The 15835-nt window shown below is 45.8% G+C and carries 13 protein-coding genes; 5 read left to right on the top strand and 8 right to left on the bottom strand.

What is annotated here, in order from left to right; translation table 11 throughout:
* Positions 1 to 235: 235 nt before the first annotated feature.
* Positions 236 to 3997, top strand: a complete 3762-nt coding sequence (locus ACN08W_RS03705) for an FtsK/SpoIIIE domain-containing protein (RefSeq protein ID WP_419108832.1) — start codon at positions 236 to 238, stop codon at positions 3995 to 3997.
* Here ACN08W_RS03705 and ACN08W_RS03700 read toward each other — a convergent pair.
* On the bottom strand, positions 3981 to 4343 hold the full coding sequence (locus tag ACN08W_RS03700; RefSeq protein ID WP_419108831.1) for a hypothetical protein: 363 nt from the start codon (positions 4341 to 4343) through the stop codon (positions 3981 to 3983). The genes ACN08W_RS03705 and ACN08W_RS03700 overlap by 17 nt on opposite strands.
* A 265-nt stretch (positions 4344 to 4608) precedes the next feature.
* On the opposite strand from ACN08W_RS03700, the gene ACN08W_RS03695 reads away from it, so the two are divergent.
* Positions 4609 to 4857 (top strand): WhiB family transcriptional regulator, encoded by a 249-nt coding sequence (locus tag ACN08W_RS03695; RefSeq protein ID WP_419101533.1) that lies wholly within the window; start codon positions 4609 to 4611, stop codon positions 4855 to 4857.
* 110 nt (positions 4858 to 4967) lie between these two features.
* Here ACN08W_RS03695 and ACN08W_RS03690 read toward each other — a convergent pair whose 3' ends face one another.
* The 3 genes from ACN08W_RS03690 to ACN08W_RS03680 are packed head-to-tail and all read right to left on the bottom strand — an operon-like array spanning position 4968 to position 8575.
* Entirely contained in the window at positions 4968 to 6497 is a 1530-nt protein-coding gene (locus ACN08W_RS03690) for a sensor histidine kinase (protein WP_419108830.1), read from the bottom strand.
* 60 nt (positions 6498 to 6557) lie between these two features.
* Complete coding sequence (locus ACN08W_RS03685) at positions 6558 to 7928, bottom strand: AAA family ATPase (protein WP_419108829.1); 1371 nt, start codon at positions 7926 to 7928, stop codon at positions 6558 to 6560.
* An 8-nt stretch (positions 7929 to 7936) separates the two neighbouring features.
* A complete protein-coding gene (locus tag ACN08W_RS03680) occupies positions 7937 to 8575 on the bottom strand; it encodes a flagellar biosynthesis protein FlgA (RefSeq protein WP_419108828.1) in 639 nt (212 codons plus the stop codon).
* Between the two features lie 238 nt (positions 8576 to 8813).
* On the opposite strand from ACN08W_RS03680, the gene ACN08W_RS03675 reads away from it, so the two are divergent.
* Positions 8814 to 9029 carry a helix-turn-helix domain-containing protein gene (locus tag ACN08W_RS03675; protein WP_419106901.1) on the top strand — a complete coding sequence of 72 codons (216 nt, stop codon included), beginning with the start codon at positions 8814 to 8816 and terminating at the stop codon, positions 9027 to 9029.
* 13 nt (positions 9030 to 9042) lie between these two features.
* Here ACN08W_RS03675 and ACN08W_RS03670 read toward each other — a convergent pair whose 3' ends face one another.
* The gene (locus tag ACN08W_RS03670; RefSeq protein ID WP_419108827.1) at positions 9043 to 9594 is read right to left on the bottom strand and encodes a hypothetical protein; all 552 of its coding nucleotides are present in this window, start codon (positions 9592 to 9594) and stop codon (positions 9043 to 9045) included.
* Positions 9595 to 10176: 582 nt separating this feature from the next.
* Here ACN08W_RS03670 and ACN08W_RS03665 point away from each other — a divergent pair.
* Both ACN08W_RS03665 and ACN08W_RS03660 read left to right on the top strand, forming a co-directional pair.
* Positions 10177 to 10563 (top strand): LysM peptidoglycan-binding domain-containing protein, encoded by a 387-nt coding sequence (locus ACN08W_RS03665; protein WP_419108826.1) that lies wholly within the window; start codon positions 10177 to 10179, stop codon positions 10561 to 10563.
* Positions 10564 to 10610: 47 nt separating this feature from the next.
* Complete coding sequence (locus ACN08W_RS03660; RefSeq protein ID WP_419106898.1) at positions 10611 to 11126, top strand: Rv3235 family protein; 516 nt, start codon at positions 10611 to 10613, stop codon at positions 11124 to 11126.
* A 64-nt stretch (positions 11127 to 11190) separates the two neighbouring features.
* Here the strand turns inward: ACN08W_RS03660 and secA are convergent, their stop codons facing one another.
* The 3 genes from secA to ACN08W_RS03645 all read right to left on the bottom strand — a co-directional run bounded on the left by secA (position 11191) and on the right by ACN08W_RS03645 (position 15756).
* Positions 11191 to 13815 carry a preprotein translocase subunit SecA gene (gene secA / locus ACN08W_RS03655; protein ID WP_419108825.1) on the bottom strand — a complete coding sequence of 875 codons (2625 nt, stop codon included), beginning with the start codon at positions 13813 to 13815 and terminating at the stop codon, positions 11191 to 11193.
* Between the two features lie 308 nt (positions 13816 to 14123).
* A complete protein-coding gene (gene hpf / locus ACN08W_RS03650) occupies positions 14124 to 14768 on the bottom strand; it encodes a ribosome hibernation-promoting factor, HPF/YfiA family (RefSeq protein WP_419108824.1) in 645 nt (214 codons plus the stop codon).
* A 181-nt stretch (positions 14769 to 14949) separates the two neighbouring features.
* Positions 14950 to 15756: a ComF family protein gene (locus tag ACN08W_RS03645; RefSeq protein ID WP_419108823.1), complete on the bottom strand. Its 807-nt coding sequence runs from the start codon at positions 15754 to 15756 to the stop codon at positions 14950 to 14952.
* Positions 15757 to 15835: the final 79 nt, after the last annotated feature.

Below are 15835 nucleotides of genomic sequence, written 5' to 3'. Positions count from 1 at the left end.
ACATATCAACAAAAACATTCAGTAAACAAACTACCTGAATTTCTATTGTATCTCTCGTGTCCTCACAGCGGTTCATGCACTTGAAAGTGATTAATCCATCAAAAAGTGATGAAGAAGTCAATATATACCTTATTTTGGGGAAAACTTTCAGAGATATTTAAGAAATATCCCAAGTTATCCACATCTTATTGCGAGGTTCTTGAAGCGCCCTTATACCGCTAGCTCTAATGGACGTATGGAGCGCTTTTTCTTGATATATCACCACAACGCTGGCACCTACACACCTATCCGTGTTGAAACGCATGAAGAAATTTGCGGGGCTTCATTCCAAGCAGCTTTAGAACACTCATCGCAGATACCGCCACTATACGTCCACGACCTTGCCCTCTCAAAGGTGACTGATATTAGGTTGTTACCCTCAGGAACTATCTTAAACACCGAGCCTCGAAGCCTTCCCCACCATTCAAAAGTTATCTGTTACCTCTGCGTTGAAAGTGGCCCAGACTGCGGCCTAATATACCCACTCACACGTGGAACATACACTATTGGACGTTCTGATTGCGATATCACTATCGCAGATATGGCCTTAGCTCCTCACAACGGAACCATCACAATATCTCCTACACAGTTACTTTTTCACCGCGATGAGCACACCTCAGTTTCGTTAGCTCTAGATACCCCATTCCGTATGGGGGATTCGCTCTGCGTCCTAATTCAAGACCTTTCATGTAGGCATCGTCCACTAACACCTGAAATGCTAGCTCCGCTAGACATCACCCCACCAGCGACCGCTAAAAACACTCTTCAACGAGCGCTGATGACACTCATGCCATTAGCATTGGGAGTGCTCATTGCGTGGCTCATGCATACGTGGATTTTTCTGCTCTTTTCAGTAGCAACTTCTGTACTCATGGGCGTCCATTGGATGATGACTAGGCATGAGAACACACAATACCGTGATTTTATACAGACCAAAGCGCAGGAAGATGCAGACCAAGCCAATCATGTTCATCATGCAGGCTGTCCGGGGTACTCCCCCAAACACCAGCCAAGGATTCTATGCCTTGGCAGAACTCAACGCTATGCAGCACTCACTCACAAAAACTCACATCTAACGCATCTACCTCTCATACACGATGTTGGTTTCTTCTTAAGATACGGAGAGAAAGATACCGTACGTATCTATACACATATCTCACAAAGAGCTTTACGTTCTTTACTTCTACAAATATGTTCGCAGCATAAGCACACCATTATTTTTACGCCAGAGTTTATTCACGAATACCCTGCAGAATACGCGCTATTAGAAACTCTCACTCTTATCGAGACGGCAGACATTAACTCGTGTCATAGGCCGTGGATTATTACAACCTACTCTTCAGAAAAACCACAACACCTCCAGAAAGAAAAAAATTATCTCCTAATCTGTACCTCACCAGAGGATCTCTCACATTCCTCACATATGGCAGAAAACAGCATCACGCTTTTACAAGAAAACCCTTATACCTCTCTCATAACGGTGCATACTCCCAGTTATTTCTCCCGATACGTACCAGAAGATAGCCAGCAATCCATAACAGTATTAGCCAACCAGATGAGTGTTCAGGCCTTCGCAAACTCCATCAGTCGACAGTTACGCCACCATCGAGATCACCAACATCAGCTAATATCTAGCAGCATTGAGTCATTCTCGCTCTTTACACAAACGCATCCGTTATATCAGATGCTTCCATCCAAAATTCCATTAGAAATTAATGTGCTCGTTGGAGTTGTTGACGGGAAAGAACATTATCTAGGACTTAATCAAGATGGACCGCACTGGCTTGTTGCAGGAACTACCGGCTCTGGAAAATCACATCTGCTTCGAGCCTTATTGCTGTCGATGCTCTACCAATATGCGCCAGAACGTCTTGGACTAGTACTCATCGACTATAAGGGTGGGAGCACATTTAGTCCCTTTGCTCAGGTGCCACATACGCGCGCTTTCCTAACTGATCTTGATGCCTCTAGCGTACAGCGGGCGTTTCTCTTCCTACGAGCAGAGTTACGACGTAGAGAAGAACACTTTGCGACCCTAGGTTGTAGCTCCTACACCGATTACCTCAAACAGCACACCTCAGGTTCTGGACTACTTCCAGAACTCGTCATTGTGATTGATGAATATAAAATGCTGATAGATGCCCACCCAGAAGCTCACTCACATATTGTGGCTATTGCCAGTATCGGGCGTTCTTTGGGAGTACATCTCATTCTTTCAACGCAAAGACCGCAAGGAAGCGTTGCATCAGATATTCGAGCTAATATCGCCACGACACTTTGTCTTCGGGTTTCTTCAGTACAAGAATCTATGAGCCTCATCAATAGTGACGCCGCATCAAAAATATCAACTTCAACACCCGGTGCAGGGCTTATTTATCAAACAGATGAACAGTTGCTCCCCTTCCAAGGGGTGTCTATCGACACCCCAGCACACCAACCAAAAACACCATTGACTATCCAATACATTGGTTCTTCACACCATCCTCCATCTGTAGTTGAGCAGAGCCATGACGAAGATTCTATACTTCGCAGTTACCTCGAACATATTGAATCCACCAAAGTTTTCGAAAGCCCTATTCTTCCCGCACCAGACAAACATCATCTGCATTACAGAGCATCTCATCGGCAAGAGCATTTTGGTGGGGTGTTAGAGCTTCCCGCTCAAGGATTACACCATAGATTACGTTTCTGCCCAGAAGAAGGAACCTATGCCCTCGTAGGAGCCCCCGACGAGACAGAAAATTATCTCTATTCATTCCTTGCCCAAGCAGCACGTATGGGTGCTGATCTCTACCTATTTACGGCAGATACACGGTTCTATGAAAAGATGAGAGCACTCCAGCCAGAGGGGAAAAACGCGTGTTTTAAAGTTTTAGTAAGCCCCTATGACCCAGAATTTTTACGACATACTATTGAACATCTCATATCTCATCCTCCTCAGAACAATTCACAAGTCATTCTCTTTGACGCACTTGATGTCTGGCTCGAAAACTACGCACGCGAACGCACCTTAGAAAACCTGATTCTCTCACTACTCATCGACCAGATTCCTCAACGCACGGTATTAGTCACCGCGCGCCAACCTTTGAAGGGAAGATTCTCCACTATTGCACGCACAGCGTTATATTCGGCACACACCGTTGAACATGACCCTCTGCGGGCCCATCAACGGAACTACCCTATACCAGCACCAGGAGAGTTTACGTTGGAAGGAGAAGCCCTCCACCGCGTTAAAGGTGCAGAAAAAATGAGAGCAGGATTAGTTTACCCGTCTCATTGTTCTTATGAAGAGTTAGCGCAAGAACTCCCCATCACACAGCCTTTATTCGAACAAATACCAGAACATATCTCGTGGAAACGATGGCAAACAGCTATTCAAAACTCCCATAAATATTCGGATAGCACATCTTTAGCTATCGGTGTAGAAACCGCAAAAAATACTGTACATATCCCCATCGTTTCAGGAGCATATACTCCTATCGTCGGGGGTGCCCGTAGCGGTAAAACAAATACGCTCAAAGTCCTACAACATAGCAACCAGCACTATGCTGGCTTATTGATTCACGGGCAGAAAACGAGTTCTGCTCAGAGCCTCAAAGAACTTTTAGAAAAAATATCTGCCCCAGAACAACTCATCGTTTTTGTAGATGATGCCCATTATCTAAGCTCAGAAGCGCAGAAGGCTCTCTTAGAGTTTAGTTTTCAAACCCGCCATATGTTCTATGTTTACAGTCCAGAAGCACGTTGGTCGCATCTGCCACTTGCAGTAGCAGCTAAAACGGCACAGCAGGGGGTGCTGCTACGACCTCAAGGGCATGCTGAGTTACAGTTCTACCCACATCTACGACTCCCCTACACTGCGATGACAGAAGGCAAAATACCTCCAGGCAGAGCTGTTCTCATAGAATCTCAGGAACAAAGATGTTGCCAGGTGCCCCTAGCTATTGAAGATATTTAGACACTGTAGAGCTAAACAATACGATGGTGTTTACCCCCGCGCTCAGAAGCACGATGAGAGCAAGGATATGCCCCGAAACGATAACAGCTTGAATCGCAATAATGATGATAAATAGTTGCCACACGAGAATCAGTGAACGCGCATATCCACGAGCCTTAAGCAACGCATAGGCACTCCACCCCAGACACAACGCAATAGCAATGAAACAGAAAGTCAGAGGTAAGCCAACGGCAAGATCGGTAGCAAATACAGTGAGTAAAACAGCATATACGCTGATACAAAGGGCTTGAAGAAAGACCAACACTGAAACTGTTTTAACGGCTGTTGGTGCGTTATATCCTAGCATCGGTACTCCCCTGTATTGTCGAACTGTTCACCGGAAGACATCCTATCTCAGATTTAGACTGCTCAGAAACGGTTGCGTGATGCTCTGTGATAGAACACTCAAGTTTTATTGACATTTTTCCGGTTAAAACTCTTGTCTATAAGTTCATTACGTGCGAACCTTATTGAGGTTTGATATGGCCCCTAACCTTAGGGGCCTTGATTTGTTGTAGAAGCATCATGCAGCTATTAGTTGGGTGCTTCAGGTCTATAAGGAGAACGTGCTCATGGATTGGCGTAGCCGTGCTGCTTGTTTGGAGAAAGACCCAGAACTCTTTTTTCCCGTAGGAAATAGTGGTCCGGCTCTTCTCCAAATTGAAGAAGCAAAAACGGTGTGCCGCAACTGCACGGTTATGGACACCTGTTTGCAGTGGGCCATCGAAACTAGCCAGGATTCTGGTGTTTGGGGTGGAACAAGTGAAGACGAACGCCGTGCCATTAAACGACGTGTCGCCCGAGCTCGTAGAGCTTCCTAAACATACCGCATCTAACAGCGAGGTTTCTCATCTCTCAATTATGAAGGAGATAGGAAACCTCGCTGTTATTTTATCTCCCCAAAGGGGTACTCCTAGAACTACGGGAAAGACTATTCCCCTGTATCAACCAACACTGCATCAATAACAACTTCAGTTCCTTGTGGTTCGGCGGGACGCCAACGGATAGAACCGTTCAATTCACTTGCCACAAGAGTACGAACAATCTGCATACCAAGTCCCTCATCGTTACTAATCGTCAAGGAACCGGCATTATCTGAGGCAGGGATACTGGTATCTCCCATACCAACGCCATCGTCAGTAATAGTGATTCTTAAAGTATCTTCATGGGCCTTGTTATGGCCTCTCTCCCCACGAAGAATAACAGTTCCCGCCTGACCAGCTAAGCCATGTTCTACAGCATTAGCAACAATCTCATTAATAATCAGCGCTAATGGAGTGGCAAACTGACTCGGCAGCTCCCCAAAACTTCCTTCAAGAACGGTACGAACTTCCTGACCGGGGGAAGCTAACTCTGCAGCAAAACGGAATTGGCGCTGAATTAATTCATCAAAATCTACGCTTTGTGTCAGCCCTTGAGAGAGTGTCTCGTGTACTAATGCAATAGTTGCCACACGTCTCATCGCCTCCTCAAGTCCTTGTTTAGCTTCTTCGGTGTGCATACGTCGAGATTGCAAACGTAGCAACGCAGAAACTGTTTGAAGATTATTTTTAACACGATGGTGTATTTCTCGGATGGTGGCATCTTTGGTCATCATCTCTAACTCGCGACGGCGTAGTTCAGTGACGTCACGGCATAGTAGTACTGCACCATAGCGTTCTTCTCCAAGCGCTGTGGGCCGTCGAAGAGGAATTGCGCGAAAGGTCACGCTTGTGTTGTTTGCTCGTACTTCACCACGCCATGGCATTCTGCCGGTGAGCACGAGTGGAAGCGTTTCGTCTGCTTTCTCACCGCAAGGAATGAGTTCTCGTGTTTTATCGACAAGTCGTGTATCTTCTAGTTCTTCTTTTAACCCTAATCTTTTATAGGTTGAGGCGGCATTGGGGGATGCAAAAAGCACTTTGCCTTCTGCGTCAAGAGTAATCACCCCGTCGCTAACTCGTGGGTTACCACGAGAGCTTCCTACGGGGGCAGTAAATTCAGGCCATGCTCCACGAGTGACCATTTGTAAAAGATCCATAGAAAACTTTTGACACATCAATTCAACTTTCGGTGGAATACGTGCGTCAAATAATTCTGTGTGTACGGTCAATAAGGCAATAACCCGTTCTTCCCTCATGAGGGGAACCATACAGGTGTTAGTTCGTGTACCGGTTTCTGGCAGTATGTGAGAAAACTTTTTAACGGTTTTTTGAGACCATGCCTGTTCTGCATGAGGGACAAGATCTTCATACATAGTTTTGTTCACCATATCGCGGTGAAACAGTGTATGCACAGTAGAAGGACGCACCTGTGCCACACTCATAAATTGGTGTGGTGGTTCAATATTTTGAGGTAACCAGAGGACAAGGTCTCCGTGGGCAGCGTCAGCGATAATCTGCCAATCACCGAGAAGTAAATGTAACCATTCGGAGTCTCGTGGACTGAGGTTCTCAGAATAAATGGTGGCTTCTCTAAGCATTCTTCTGCCCCTTGGTGTGCAGCTCGTCTTGATTATCTACACACATGACGATACCACCTGTTAGGTAGAGTTTTTCTTCCTCCACCACCGTTTTTTTGGAGGTTTGGGGCTATCGTCATGGCGTTTAACACTCACCACCGTAGCTCCTTCTTGATTCGCATGTTGTGCAGATTTTTCTTCACCTGTTGTAAGTGTCGATAACATGTTTCGTATTGTTTGTGTCATAGGAGATTGTTTGGAAACTTCAACAACGGTTTTTCCAGAAAGAGCACATTTGTCGACGATAGACGGTTCGTGAGAGATGAAGCCTCTAATAGGTTTTTCGGGGCCAAAGCGTTGCCATGCTTGTAGTATTTTTTCTTCAGGTCGGTTTCCTACTGAGTTTGGACGAACTTTATTAACCCAGATATCGACGGTGGCGTTGAGGTTTCTTCGTTGTTGGAACTCTTGGAGTTCTTCATACGAGCGCAGTAGTCTGGGGATTCCTAGTACATCAGCGCTTCCGAGCAGAATGATGTTGTCTGCAGATTCTAAGGCAACGTGTGTTGCCGCATTACGACTTGGTGCGACCCCATCAAAAGTAATTTCTTCGTCCTCTTCTATGCAGAATCCGGTATCGATAATGATGAGGTCATAATTTTGGCGCAAGGTTGTTAGAAGAAGTTCGAATGCTTGAGAACGGATTTCTGGCCAACGGTCGCTACGTGTGATTCCAGTAATGACGTCGAGGTAGCCACCTTCAATTTTGATAGTAGTTATGATCTCATGAATGTTCTCTGATGTTAATGTTGCCCTGTCTGCAAGGTGACATAACTGAGCTAAACCAGAGTAGTCTTCTAACATTCCTAAAAGTGCGCTCACTGATGGGGCGTAGGTATCAGCATCAATCAGACATACTTTTTCTTGTTCTTGAGTTGCGCATACGGCAAGGTTTGTGGCGATTGTTGATCGTCCAGGTGACCCTGCCCCACCCCAGACCGTGAGAATTTTTGCGTTATATGGCCCCTCATCTTGGGGTTCTTTATCCGCGTTGTGAGGAGAGTCTTCCTCCCGTTTTTCAGGTTCTTGATGGTGTTCGTCGTCTTTTTTGTATTCTTCGGTGAAGGTAATCTGTTCAATCTGGTTGAGGAGTTCTTGGGTGTCGGTGAGGGAACTGATGGTATGAGCACCGGCGATGTGGGGTGCTTCGCCAGGGTCTGCGATGATAAGGGTGATGACTTGAGATTCAGAGAGCTGATGCACTAATGATGCGGTGAGGTCTTCATAGCCGCTGACGAGTAGGGCAACACGCGCTATACCACTATGTGCGATACCGATGAGGTCACTGAGTTCTTGAACGTGTCGTACAACGTTGATGGCGCCACGTTGACGTTCAATTGCTTGGATATATTGTCCAGCAGTATCACCTAAAACAACTACGGGGATATTCATAGGTTTTCCTAGAAAGATGGAACTAACGATATTTTGCTGTCGTTAGAGGTGGCGTGGAGAATAGAGGAGAGGACGTCTTCACTAACGAGCAGTTGTAGGGCGGTTTTTCCGGTAGAGCCAAGGACTGAATCTTCGCTGTTGATACGAGCTATTTCGGCTTGTTCCATTAGACGCACGGGAGTTGCGTATCCGTTACCGGTCTCGTTCTTTGAAGATACCCAAACATCTACGAGGTCTCCTGCTTTATATCCTGATGCAATGGTGGAGTCGAGAACGATTGTTGTTTTCTTACGGTCATTTTGTTCGACTTCTCCGAGAGAGTTTTTAGGTATGAGCTGGTGTGCACCAATAAATTGGGTTGCAATATGTGGTGTTCCGCTGTCTTCTGTAGAGAGATAGTGCGAGGAGGCTTCGCTGAGTCGGACGTCTACTTTTTTGAGGTCTTTTTCGCTGATTTCTTCTCCGACATAGATTTCTCGTGTCGTGACCCAATAGGGTTTTGTTTGGTTGGCGATATTGACGACGGTGATGACTCCGGTGAGTGACATAAGAATCAGAAAGAGTCCGATAAGTAGCTTCGGGTCTTTAAAACCAGGTTTTTGTAACCGTGAGGCAAAGGCTTTAGGTGCTTTGGGGTCTGTTTTCATGAGGGACTTCTGTCAGTTCTCTAGGCAGTTTTGGGCTTGGGTAACAGCCTACTGAATTTTCAGATTCTTAGCATCTCAAAAACAAAAGTTTCATTTCTTTACCATAAATCTGTGGATAACCCCACCTTGTGATCATCAAAGTAGAGCACATTTTAATATCCGCTATCAAATAGCATGAAATACGGGTTATAGTAATGAACAGCTATCCCCTCTTTCAAACGCTAACGAGGATATTTTTATGGTCAAGCAACGTTTTTACACACTGACAGAAGTTGGAGAAATTCTCAATATTTCTCTCGCTCAAGCACGCGCTATCGTGCGTTCAGGTGAGCTTCCTGCCATACAAATTGGCGGACGAGGTCAGTGGAGAGTTGAAGACGTCAAACTTGAAGAATATATCGCACAAGCGTATCAAAAGGCTGAACAAGCTATTGAGCAGAATCAGTTAACCTAGTTTTCGGTTGATATCACACGTTTCGAGGGGAGCAAGCTGCCCCCACATTTTCTAGTCCGACAACACGCATACCAGTAATATTTCTTGAACGGTATTGCCCGTCTAAAGGGTGTAATGCAACTTCTATAAAATCTAACCCTACTTTTTCAACTGTCCCTTCAGTCGTTGTCACAAAATCACGGTGAAAAATACGTAGGGGTGTTCTAGCTACACTAAGCGCTCGAAACGCATAGGAAAAATTAAGTTTTCTGGTAATCGCTCCCGTATCTAGTTGAGAGCGCCTGTTTTCGCCTTCCCACCACAGAATAGAGCGTAGGGGTATCAGAATATTTTCTGTTGTCGAGCGAAGCTGCACCCACCCGTTACCTACAGTTTCAAGCTCTGCACTCCACAGTATGGACGGATGGCAACATACTCGAATACGACGTCCTTGTTGTGCTGCTAAACGGTCCACCTGCTGGATTTTTGCAAATTCTGCACGTCGCGATTCCTGAGCAGATGACTCTATCTCTTGTTGTCGCAGTGAATCGAGTTGAGCTTCGTAGTCTCTAAAAATCTTTTCCATCGACACTTGTATATCCCATCTTTGGTTCTCATCAAGATATTTTTTCTATTTTCTATGAAAAATTATTTAAAACTCTTTACTTTTAACATCAAGGCAGTACATACTCTATCTAAAGGCATCAAACTACATCAAATGACACAATAAGAGGTGTTTATGTATCAAACGAGTATGTTGGGTAAAGCCCAAGTCAGCTGTTCAAGAACTGACTATCTTCTCAGCGTTGGAACACCTCTCCTCGCAATATGCACAATTTTCGGCTCTCGCTTAGCACTAACCACCACAAAACCAACACATCTTGATTATGTATATGTACAGTTCGTCCTTTGTCTCAGTGGTTTAGTCCTGCTTTGGTGGTGTACAAGTATCTTCTTCATTCTGCGTTCATACCGATTCCAGCAGAGAAACCCTCACAGGCGCCTTCACCTTCCCTCGTGGGCGCCGACGTGCCTCAAAAACTGTGCACTAGCGCTGATCGGGATTGGCGTTATCTGCACTCCAGCACAGGCGTACTCCCCCACACAAACAGCAACCGCAATCACTTGCGTAGGGCAAGGACAAGTAGAGAATATAGAGTCCAGGCCTATGAGCCCTCCGTTGACGACATTCTTTACGTCAAAAATTTCTCAGCATGATTCTGCCGAAAAAAGATCTTCTGGATATGAGGCCAAAAATAGTTCTCTACACCACATCATGCTCTCAGCCTCAGAGAAAGAATATATTCCGCTCACTCCACTCTTTGGAGTCACCACATCAACACGAAGCGTGCACACTAAAGCCCCCGCAAAAGATCACGTTGTTCAAGCAGGAGACACCCTTTGGAACATTGCACAAACACATTTAGGAGAAGACGCAACGCCTAGCAGCATTCTGGAATATAGCTACCAGATTTACCAACATAATCAGGAACTCCTACGTGCCTACGAAGCACCCATATATCCAGGAGAAAAACTCACTCTTCCCAACATCTAGAACCACCCACCCTACCTATATACCAAAGACGATATAAGGACATCATCATGGCTATCCACCAACCCGAGTCCACACCAAACCAACAACGTTTTACTGTTATCTCAGCTGAAGAATATGAGCGTTTCCGACAGGCCTTAGCTCGAGAAGAAAATATCAACTTCCGGCCTAAACGCCCCATCAGCCCAAGCAACGAAGAATGTAAAGCTATCGAAATCATGTGCGCAGGAATCAGCGTTGCAATTTTAGAAGTTTTTGCAGGACGACGTCCAACACAGCATATTGCACGGTGGCTTAGTCAAGAATGCTATCAACAGGTAACGCAAAGAGCTCAGCTCACCCAACAACTCTTACGGCAGCATAGTATGAGGACACCTCTCAAACCTTCTCCCACATCTCATAGGGCAAAACTGCCCAAAGCTCGCCGTGCTAAAGCGCAAAAAGTACGAACAGATACGTTTGAAGTATGTCTCATCATGGAAGATTTGGCCCGAGTACGAGCCATAGCTATGAGAGTAGAAAAAGTTTTCTCCAAATGGAAGATTACAGCTCTAGAAATTGCATAAAACAACGGTGGGGTGCTGCCCATATCTGGTCAGCACCCCACCGTCTCATAGTTAAGAGTTAAAACTATTTCTTCTGGTTCATCAAATCATTTTTACGAATTTCAGTTTCAGTTCCACCATCTTCTGAAGGTGCAGAATACTGTAAGAACTTCGGCTGAGCAGGAATCTTCATCCCCAGAGGAGAAGACTGCGTACGTTGCTTTGCCAAATCAACATGGTACAAGTAGCTGACAGATTCTTCACGAATAGCGTCCATCATCGTCTGGTACAGTGCATAACCTTCACGCTGATACTCAATGAGGGGATCGCGCTGAGCCATAGCACGTAAACCAATACCCTCTTTCAGGTAGTCCATCTCGTAAAGATGTTCAGGCCAACGCTTCCCAATCACAGAAAGAACAACACGGCGTTCAATTTCACGCATAGAATCCGCACCGATAGTTTCTTCACGTTCTTGGTAGACTAACTCGGCATCAGCAATAATCTCTTTAACTAGCTGGTCACGAGTAATCTTTGTGCGGTCTCCCGCATCTTCTGCCAAGTCCTCAGCAGTAATCGTGACAGGATAAATACTCTTGAGAGTTTCCCAGAGTTTATCAAAGTCCCAATCTTCTGCGTGGTTATCCCCTACCTGTGCATCAATCGCAGAGGTAAGAACTTCACGCGTAAAGATTTGAATCTGTTCTTTAAGATCATCTCCATGCAGAATCTGGTTACGGTCTTTATACATTGCTTCACGCTGACGATTCAAAACATCATCGTATTTAAGGATGTTCTTACGCTGTTCAGCGTTGCGAGATTCAACCTGTCCCTGAGCTGAGGCAACAACACGAGAAACCAGTTTGGAGTCAAGCACAGTGTCGTCAGGAGCGTTAGCCATCAGACGAGCAGCTGCTTGACCATTGAATAGACGCATTAGCTCGTCTGATAGAGAGAGATAAAAACGTGATTCGCCGGGGTCGCCTTGACGTCCAGAGCGGCCTCGTAGCTGGTTATCGATGCGGCGAGATTCATGACGTTCAGTACCAAGAACGTACAGCCCGCCAAGAGCAATAACTTCTTCGTGTTCTGCACGAGCCGCATCCTCACATTCAGCAAGAATGCTAGGCCATTTCGCCTCGTATTCTTCGGTGTTCTGTTCTGGGTCTAAGCCGAGTTCTGCCATTTTTTCAACAGCATTAAACTCAGGGTTACCACCCAACATGATGTCGGTACCACGACCAGCCATATTCGTCGCAACGGTAATAGCGCCCTTACGACCTGCTTGCGCTACGATAGCAGCCTCACGTGCGTTGTTTTTTGCGTTCAACACTTCGTGACGGATACCTTCACGTTTGAGAAGCTTAGAGAGGTACTCGCTTTTTTCTACGCTGGTTGTACCTACTAGAACAGGCTGCCCGGTTTCAAAACGCTCTTTGATGTCTTCAACAACAGCGTTGAATTTTACAATTTCGTTCTTATGTACGCGGTCGGGGTGGTCAACGCGCTGAACTTCCTTATTCGTAGGAATAGCAACCACGCCAAGTTCGTAAGTATTCATGAACTCTGCTGCTTCAGTCTCTGCAGTACCTGTCATACCGGAGAGCTTGTCGTACATGCGGAAATAGTTCTGCAAAGTAATCGTTGCCATGGTCTGGTTCTCAGGCTTAATTTCGACAGCTTCTTTAGCTTCAATAGCCTGATGGATGCCCTCGTTATAACGGCGTCCGGGGAGGATGCGTCCAGTATGTTCATCGACGATGAGAACTTCACCATTCATGACGACATAGTCTTTATTGTTCTTAAAGAGTTCTTTAGCTTTAATAGCGTTATTTAAGAAACCAATGAGCGGAGTATTAGCTGGCTCGTAAAGATTCTCAATTCCGAGGTGGTCTTCTACCTTGTCAATACCGGATTCAAGGATACCGACGGTACGCTTCTTCTCGTCTACTTCGTAATCTTTTTCAGGAAGAAGAGTCTGTACGAAACCTGCAAATTCAGCGTACCAGCGGTGTGCTTCTCCTGCAGCTGGCCCAGAGATAATCAGCGGGGTACGAGCCTCGTCAATCAAAATGGAGTCAACTTCGTCGACAATGGCGAAGTTGTGCCCACGTTGAACCTGTTCTTCAACACTCCACGCCATGTTATCGCGTAGATAGTCGAACCCAAACTCGTTATTGGTGCCGTAAGTGATGTCTGCTGCGTATTGTTTACGTCGCTCTTCTGGAGTCTGGTTCGAAAGGATAACGCCCGATTCCATCCCCAAAAAACGGAATACTCGTCCCATGAGGTTTGCTTGATATTCGGCAAGGTAATCGTTAACGGTTACGATATGCACGCCTTTACCAGATAGCGCATTAAGGTATGCCGGCGCGGTGGCGACAAGAGTTTTACCCTCGCCGGTTTTCATTTCGGCGATATTGCCGAGGTGTAGGGCTGCCCCGCCCATCAGCTGAACGTCATAGTGGCGTTTTCCAAGGGTACGCTTTGAGGCTTCACGTACAACAGCGAACGCTTCTGGCAAGAGGGTGTCAAGAGATTCGCCATCTTTAATGCGAGCGCGGAACGAGTCTGTTTCTGCACGCAGTTCGGCGTCACTCATATTTTCAAAGCTGCTTTCGAGCGAGTTCACTGCATCAGTGTACGCACGAAGCTGTTTGAGAATTTTTTTATCCCCTGCGCGAAGAATCTTCTCTAAGAAAGATGCCACGAAAACTGACTCCTTGAGACGAAAACTTTAAATACGGTACCGACACTTTATGTCAGCACATCATCACTATTCTAGGCTAAAAACTAGTCAATATGAGAACGCTTTTCGTATTACTCTCTCAGCTAAGCCTTATTTTTAGAGGACAACCCCTAGAAATAAGGGTTTTAGAATACAAAAACGGCATCAAATAGCTGGCGCCACGTTTTGTGAGCTGTCCAGTATTTGATGCCGTTTCAGCTAGGCTAAAGCACCTGAGCAAAATCCTTAGGCGCTTTAAACACTACTTTGATAAAGACTAAATAAGAATCTTACTCAGGAGTGTTTTCTAAAGAAATCACGCCGTACGTCCATCCTTTACGACGGTACACAGCAGATGGTGCACCCGTTTCTTTATCAAGATAGACAAAGAAGTCATGCCCAACGAGTTCCATATGATCCACAGCTTCTTCTGCCGTTAAGTGTGTTGCAGGGAAGGTCTTACGCCGGATTTCTAAGGGTGAAGAGACTTCATCTTCAAGAGAATACTCGGTAGAAAAAGCAATTTCTTCGACGGGCACATCATCTAGATGTATCTCAGAGATAGCAACTTGTTCCGTCACAATGGGGAGAGATCCGGTTGCTTCAGAAACTGAGATAGGACGTTTTGTTCCTGATTTGCTAGGTTTGCGTCGGTCTCGTGCACGGCGTAAACGCTCAAGGAGTTTTCCGTAGGTGTCATCAAAGACCGCGAACTTATCTTCTCCAGTAGCTTCTGCACGAAGAACAGGGCCTTTGCCGATAACAGTAATTTCTGCGCCAATAATTTCTGGACCAGAATGGCCTTCTTTAGTGAATTTTATTTCGATGGTGCTGACGCGGTCACCCAGTTGCTCAAACTTTGCAACTTTATCTTCAACATGTTCACGCAGACGTTCAGTAACTTTAACGTTTCGTCCGATGATGTTAATTTCCACAATTCCCTCCAGCATATTTGGGGGCGTGTACTTAGCTGCGACTCCATCCGAAGAGGAGCTAAGCCGAGGAATTCGTCTTTGATTCCCTATCACTAGCCTAGTTCAAAAGATGTCTCGTGTCACGCAAAAGATTTTTCAGGTGAGAATATATACGCTACCCACAGCGAACATTCACCATCCTTTAATCAAGAGATATAGGTGAATACCCCACAGTATATGTAGAGGTGCCACCCCGATAAGGAACATAAGCAACCGTAACCGCACCTATCACTTTGCCCCCAGCAGAAGAAACAACACGATACCCCTCCGCTAAAGTCGCTCCCGTAGTCAATACGTCATCTACGAGAAGACAATGCACACCACGAACATCATAATAGAACCCCATAAAAGACAGAGGTGGTGACGCTAAACGCATAGAATGAGACAGCCGTTGACGGCGTTGAGCCCCCGTCAAAAGTTTCTGCCCCGACTTATCTCCCCTACCCCAGCGCTTTTTCTTGGAGAGAAGACCATACGATACACAAGACACACCAGCGTACTCCCCCATCAACTGGCACACACGCTCTGCCAATAATTGAGCAGGGACATAACCGCGTCTTCGTGTTGCACTTGGGTCAGAAGGCATGGGAATAAGAACTATACGTTTAACATCTTCAGCCTGTTGGAGACATTCCACCACTACACGAACCAGACCGGTAGCAAGAATATCGAGAAGATCCGTACGTGAATGATTCTTATACGCCAAAATACTGCGTGCTAACTCATGTTCATACGCCCCAGCAGAATATATTGGACACCCGACTCCATCAACTCTAGAACAATGAACGTTCAGTAGTGAATGGCGAACCTGAAAATCACAATGAGAGCATAAAGAACGGTTCACAGCCTTCGTCCCATATGCCCCGCAGCTTGCACAGACTCGAGGTCGAATCAGTTCTAGCGCCTCAGAGCACAATAAGCGCAGATAAAAACCCATTGAAGATAGCACAGCACTAAGTATCTCTCTATGGGGCGAGAGACTCTTAGGATTTTTCATATCTGTGGATAAAGATATGAAATATTTTTCT

The organism is Rothia sp. CCM 9419 (assembly GCF_048512815.1).
Taxonomy (GTDB): Bacteria; Actinomycetota; Actinomycetes; order Actinomycetales; family Micrococcaceae; genus Rothia.
This window is presented reverse-complemented; position numbering and strand designations above follow the sequence as displayed.

What these genes read in the sequence shown, in the direction of transcription:
- ACN08W_RS03705 (WP_419108832.1), top strand. Translation starts at nt 236, where the DNA reads ATGGAGCGCTTTTTCTTGATATATCACCACAACGCTGGCACCTACACA.
- ACN08W_RS03700 (WP_419108831.1), bottom strand. Translation starts at nt 4,343, where the DNA reads ATGCTAGGATATAACGCACCAACAGCCGTTAAAACAGTTTCAGTGTTG.
- ACN08W_RS03695 (WP_419101533.1), top strand. Translation starts at nt 4,609, where the DNA reads ATGGATTGGCGTAGCCGTGCTGCTTGTTTGGAGAAAGACCCAGAACTC.
- ACN08W_RS03690 (WP_419108830.1), bottom strand. Translation starts at nt 6,497, where the DNA reads ATGCTTAGAGAAGCCACCATTTATTCTGAGAACCTCAGTCCACGAGAC.
- ACN08W_RS03685 (WP_419108829.1), bottom strand. Translation starts at nt 7,928, where the DNA reads ATGAATATCCCCGTAGTTGTTTTAGGTGATACTGCTGGACAATATATC.
- ACN08W_RS03680 (WP_419108828.1), bottom strand. Translation starts at nt 8,575, where the DNA reads ATGAAAACAGACCCCAAAGCACCTAAAGCCTTTGCCTCACGGTTACAA.
- ACN08W_RS03675 (WP_419106901.1), top strand. Translation starts at nt 8,814, where the DNA reads ATGGTCAAGCAACGTTTTTACACACTGACAGAAGTTGGAGAAATTCTC.
- ACN08W_RS03670 (WP_419108827.1), bottom strand. Translation starts at nt 9,594, where the DNA reads ATGGAAAAGATTTTTAGAGACTACGAAGCTCAACTCGATTCACTGCGA.
- ACN08W_RS03665 (WP_419108826.1), top strand. Translation starts at nt 10,177, where the DNA reads ATGAGCCCTCCGTTGACGACATTCTTTACGTCAAAAATTTCTCAGCAT.
- ACN08W_RS03660 (WP_419106898.1), top strand. Translation starts at nt 10,611, where the DNA reads ATGGCTATCCACCAACCCGAGTCCACACCAAACCAACAACGTTTTACT.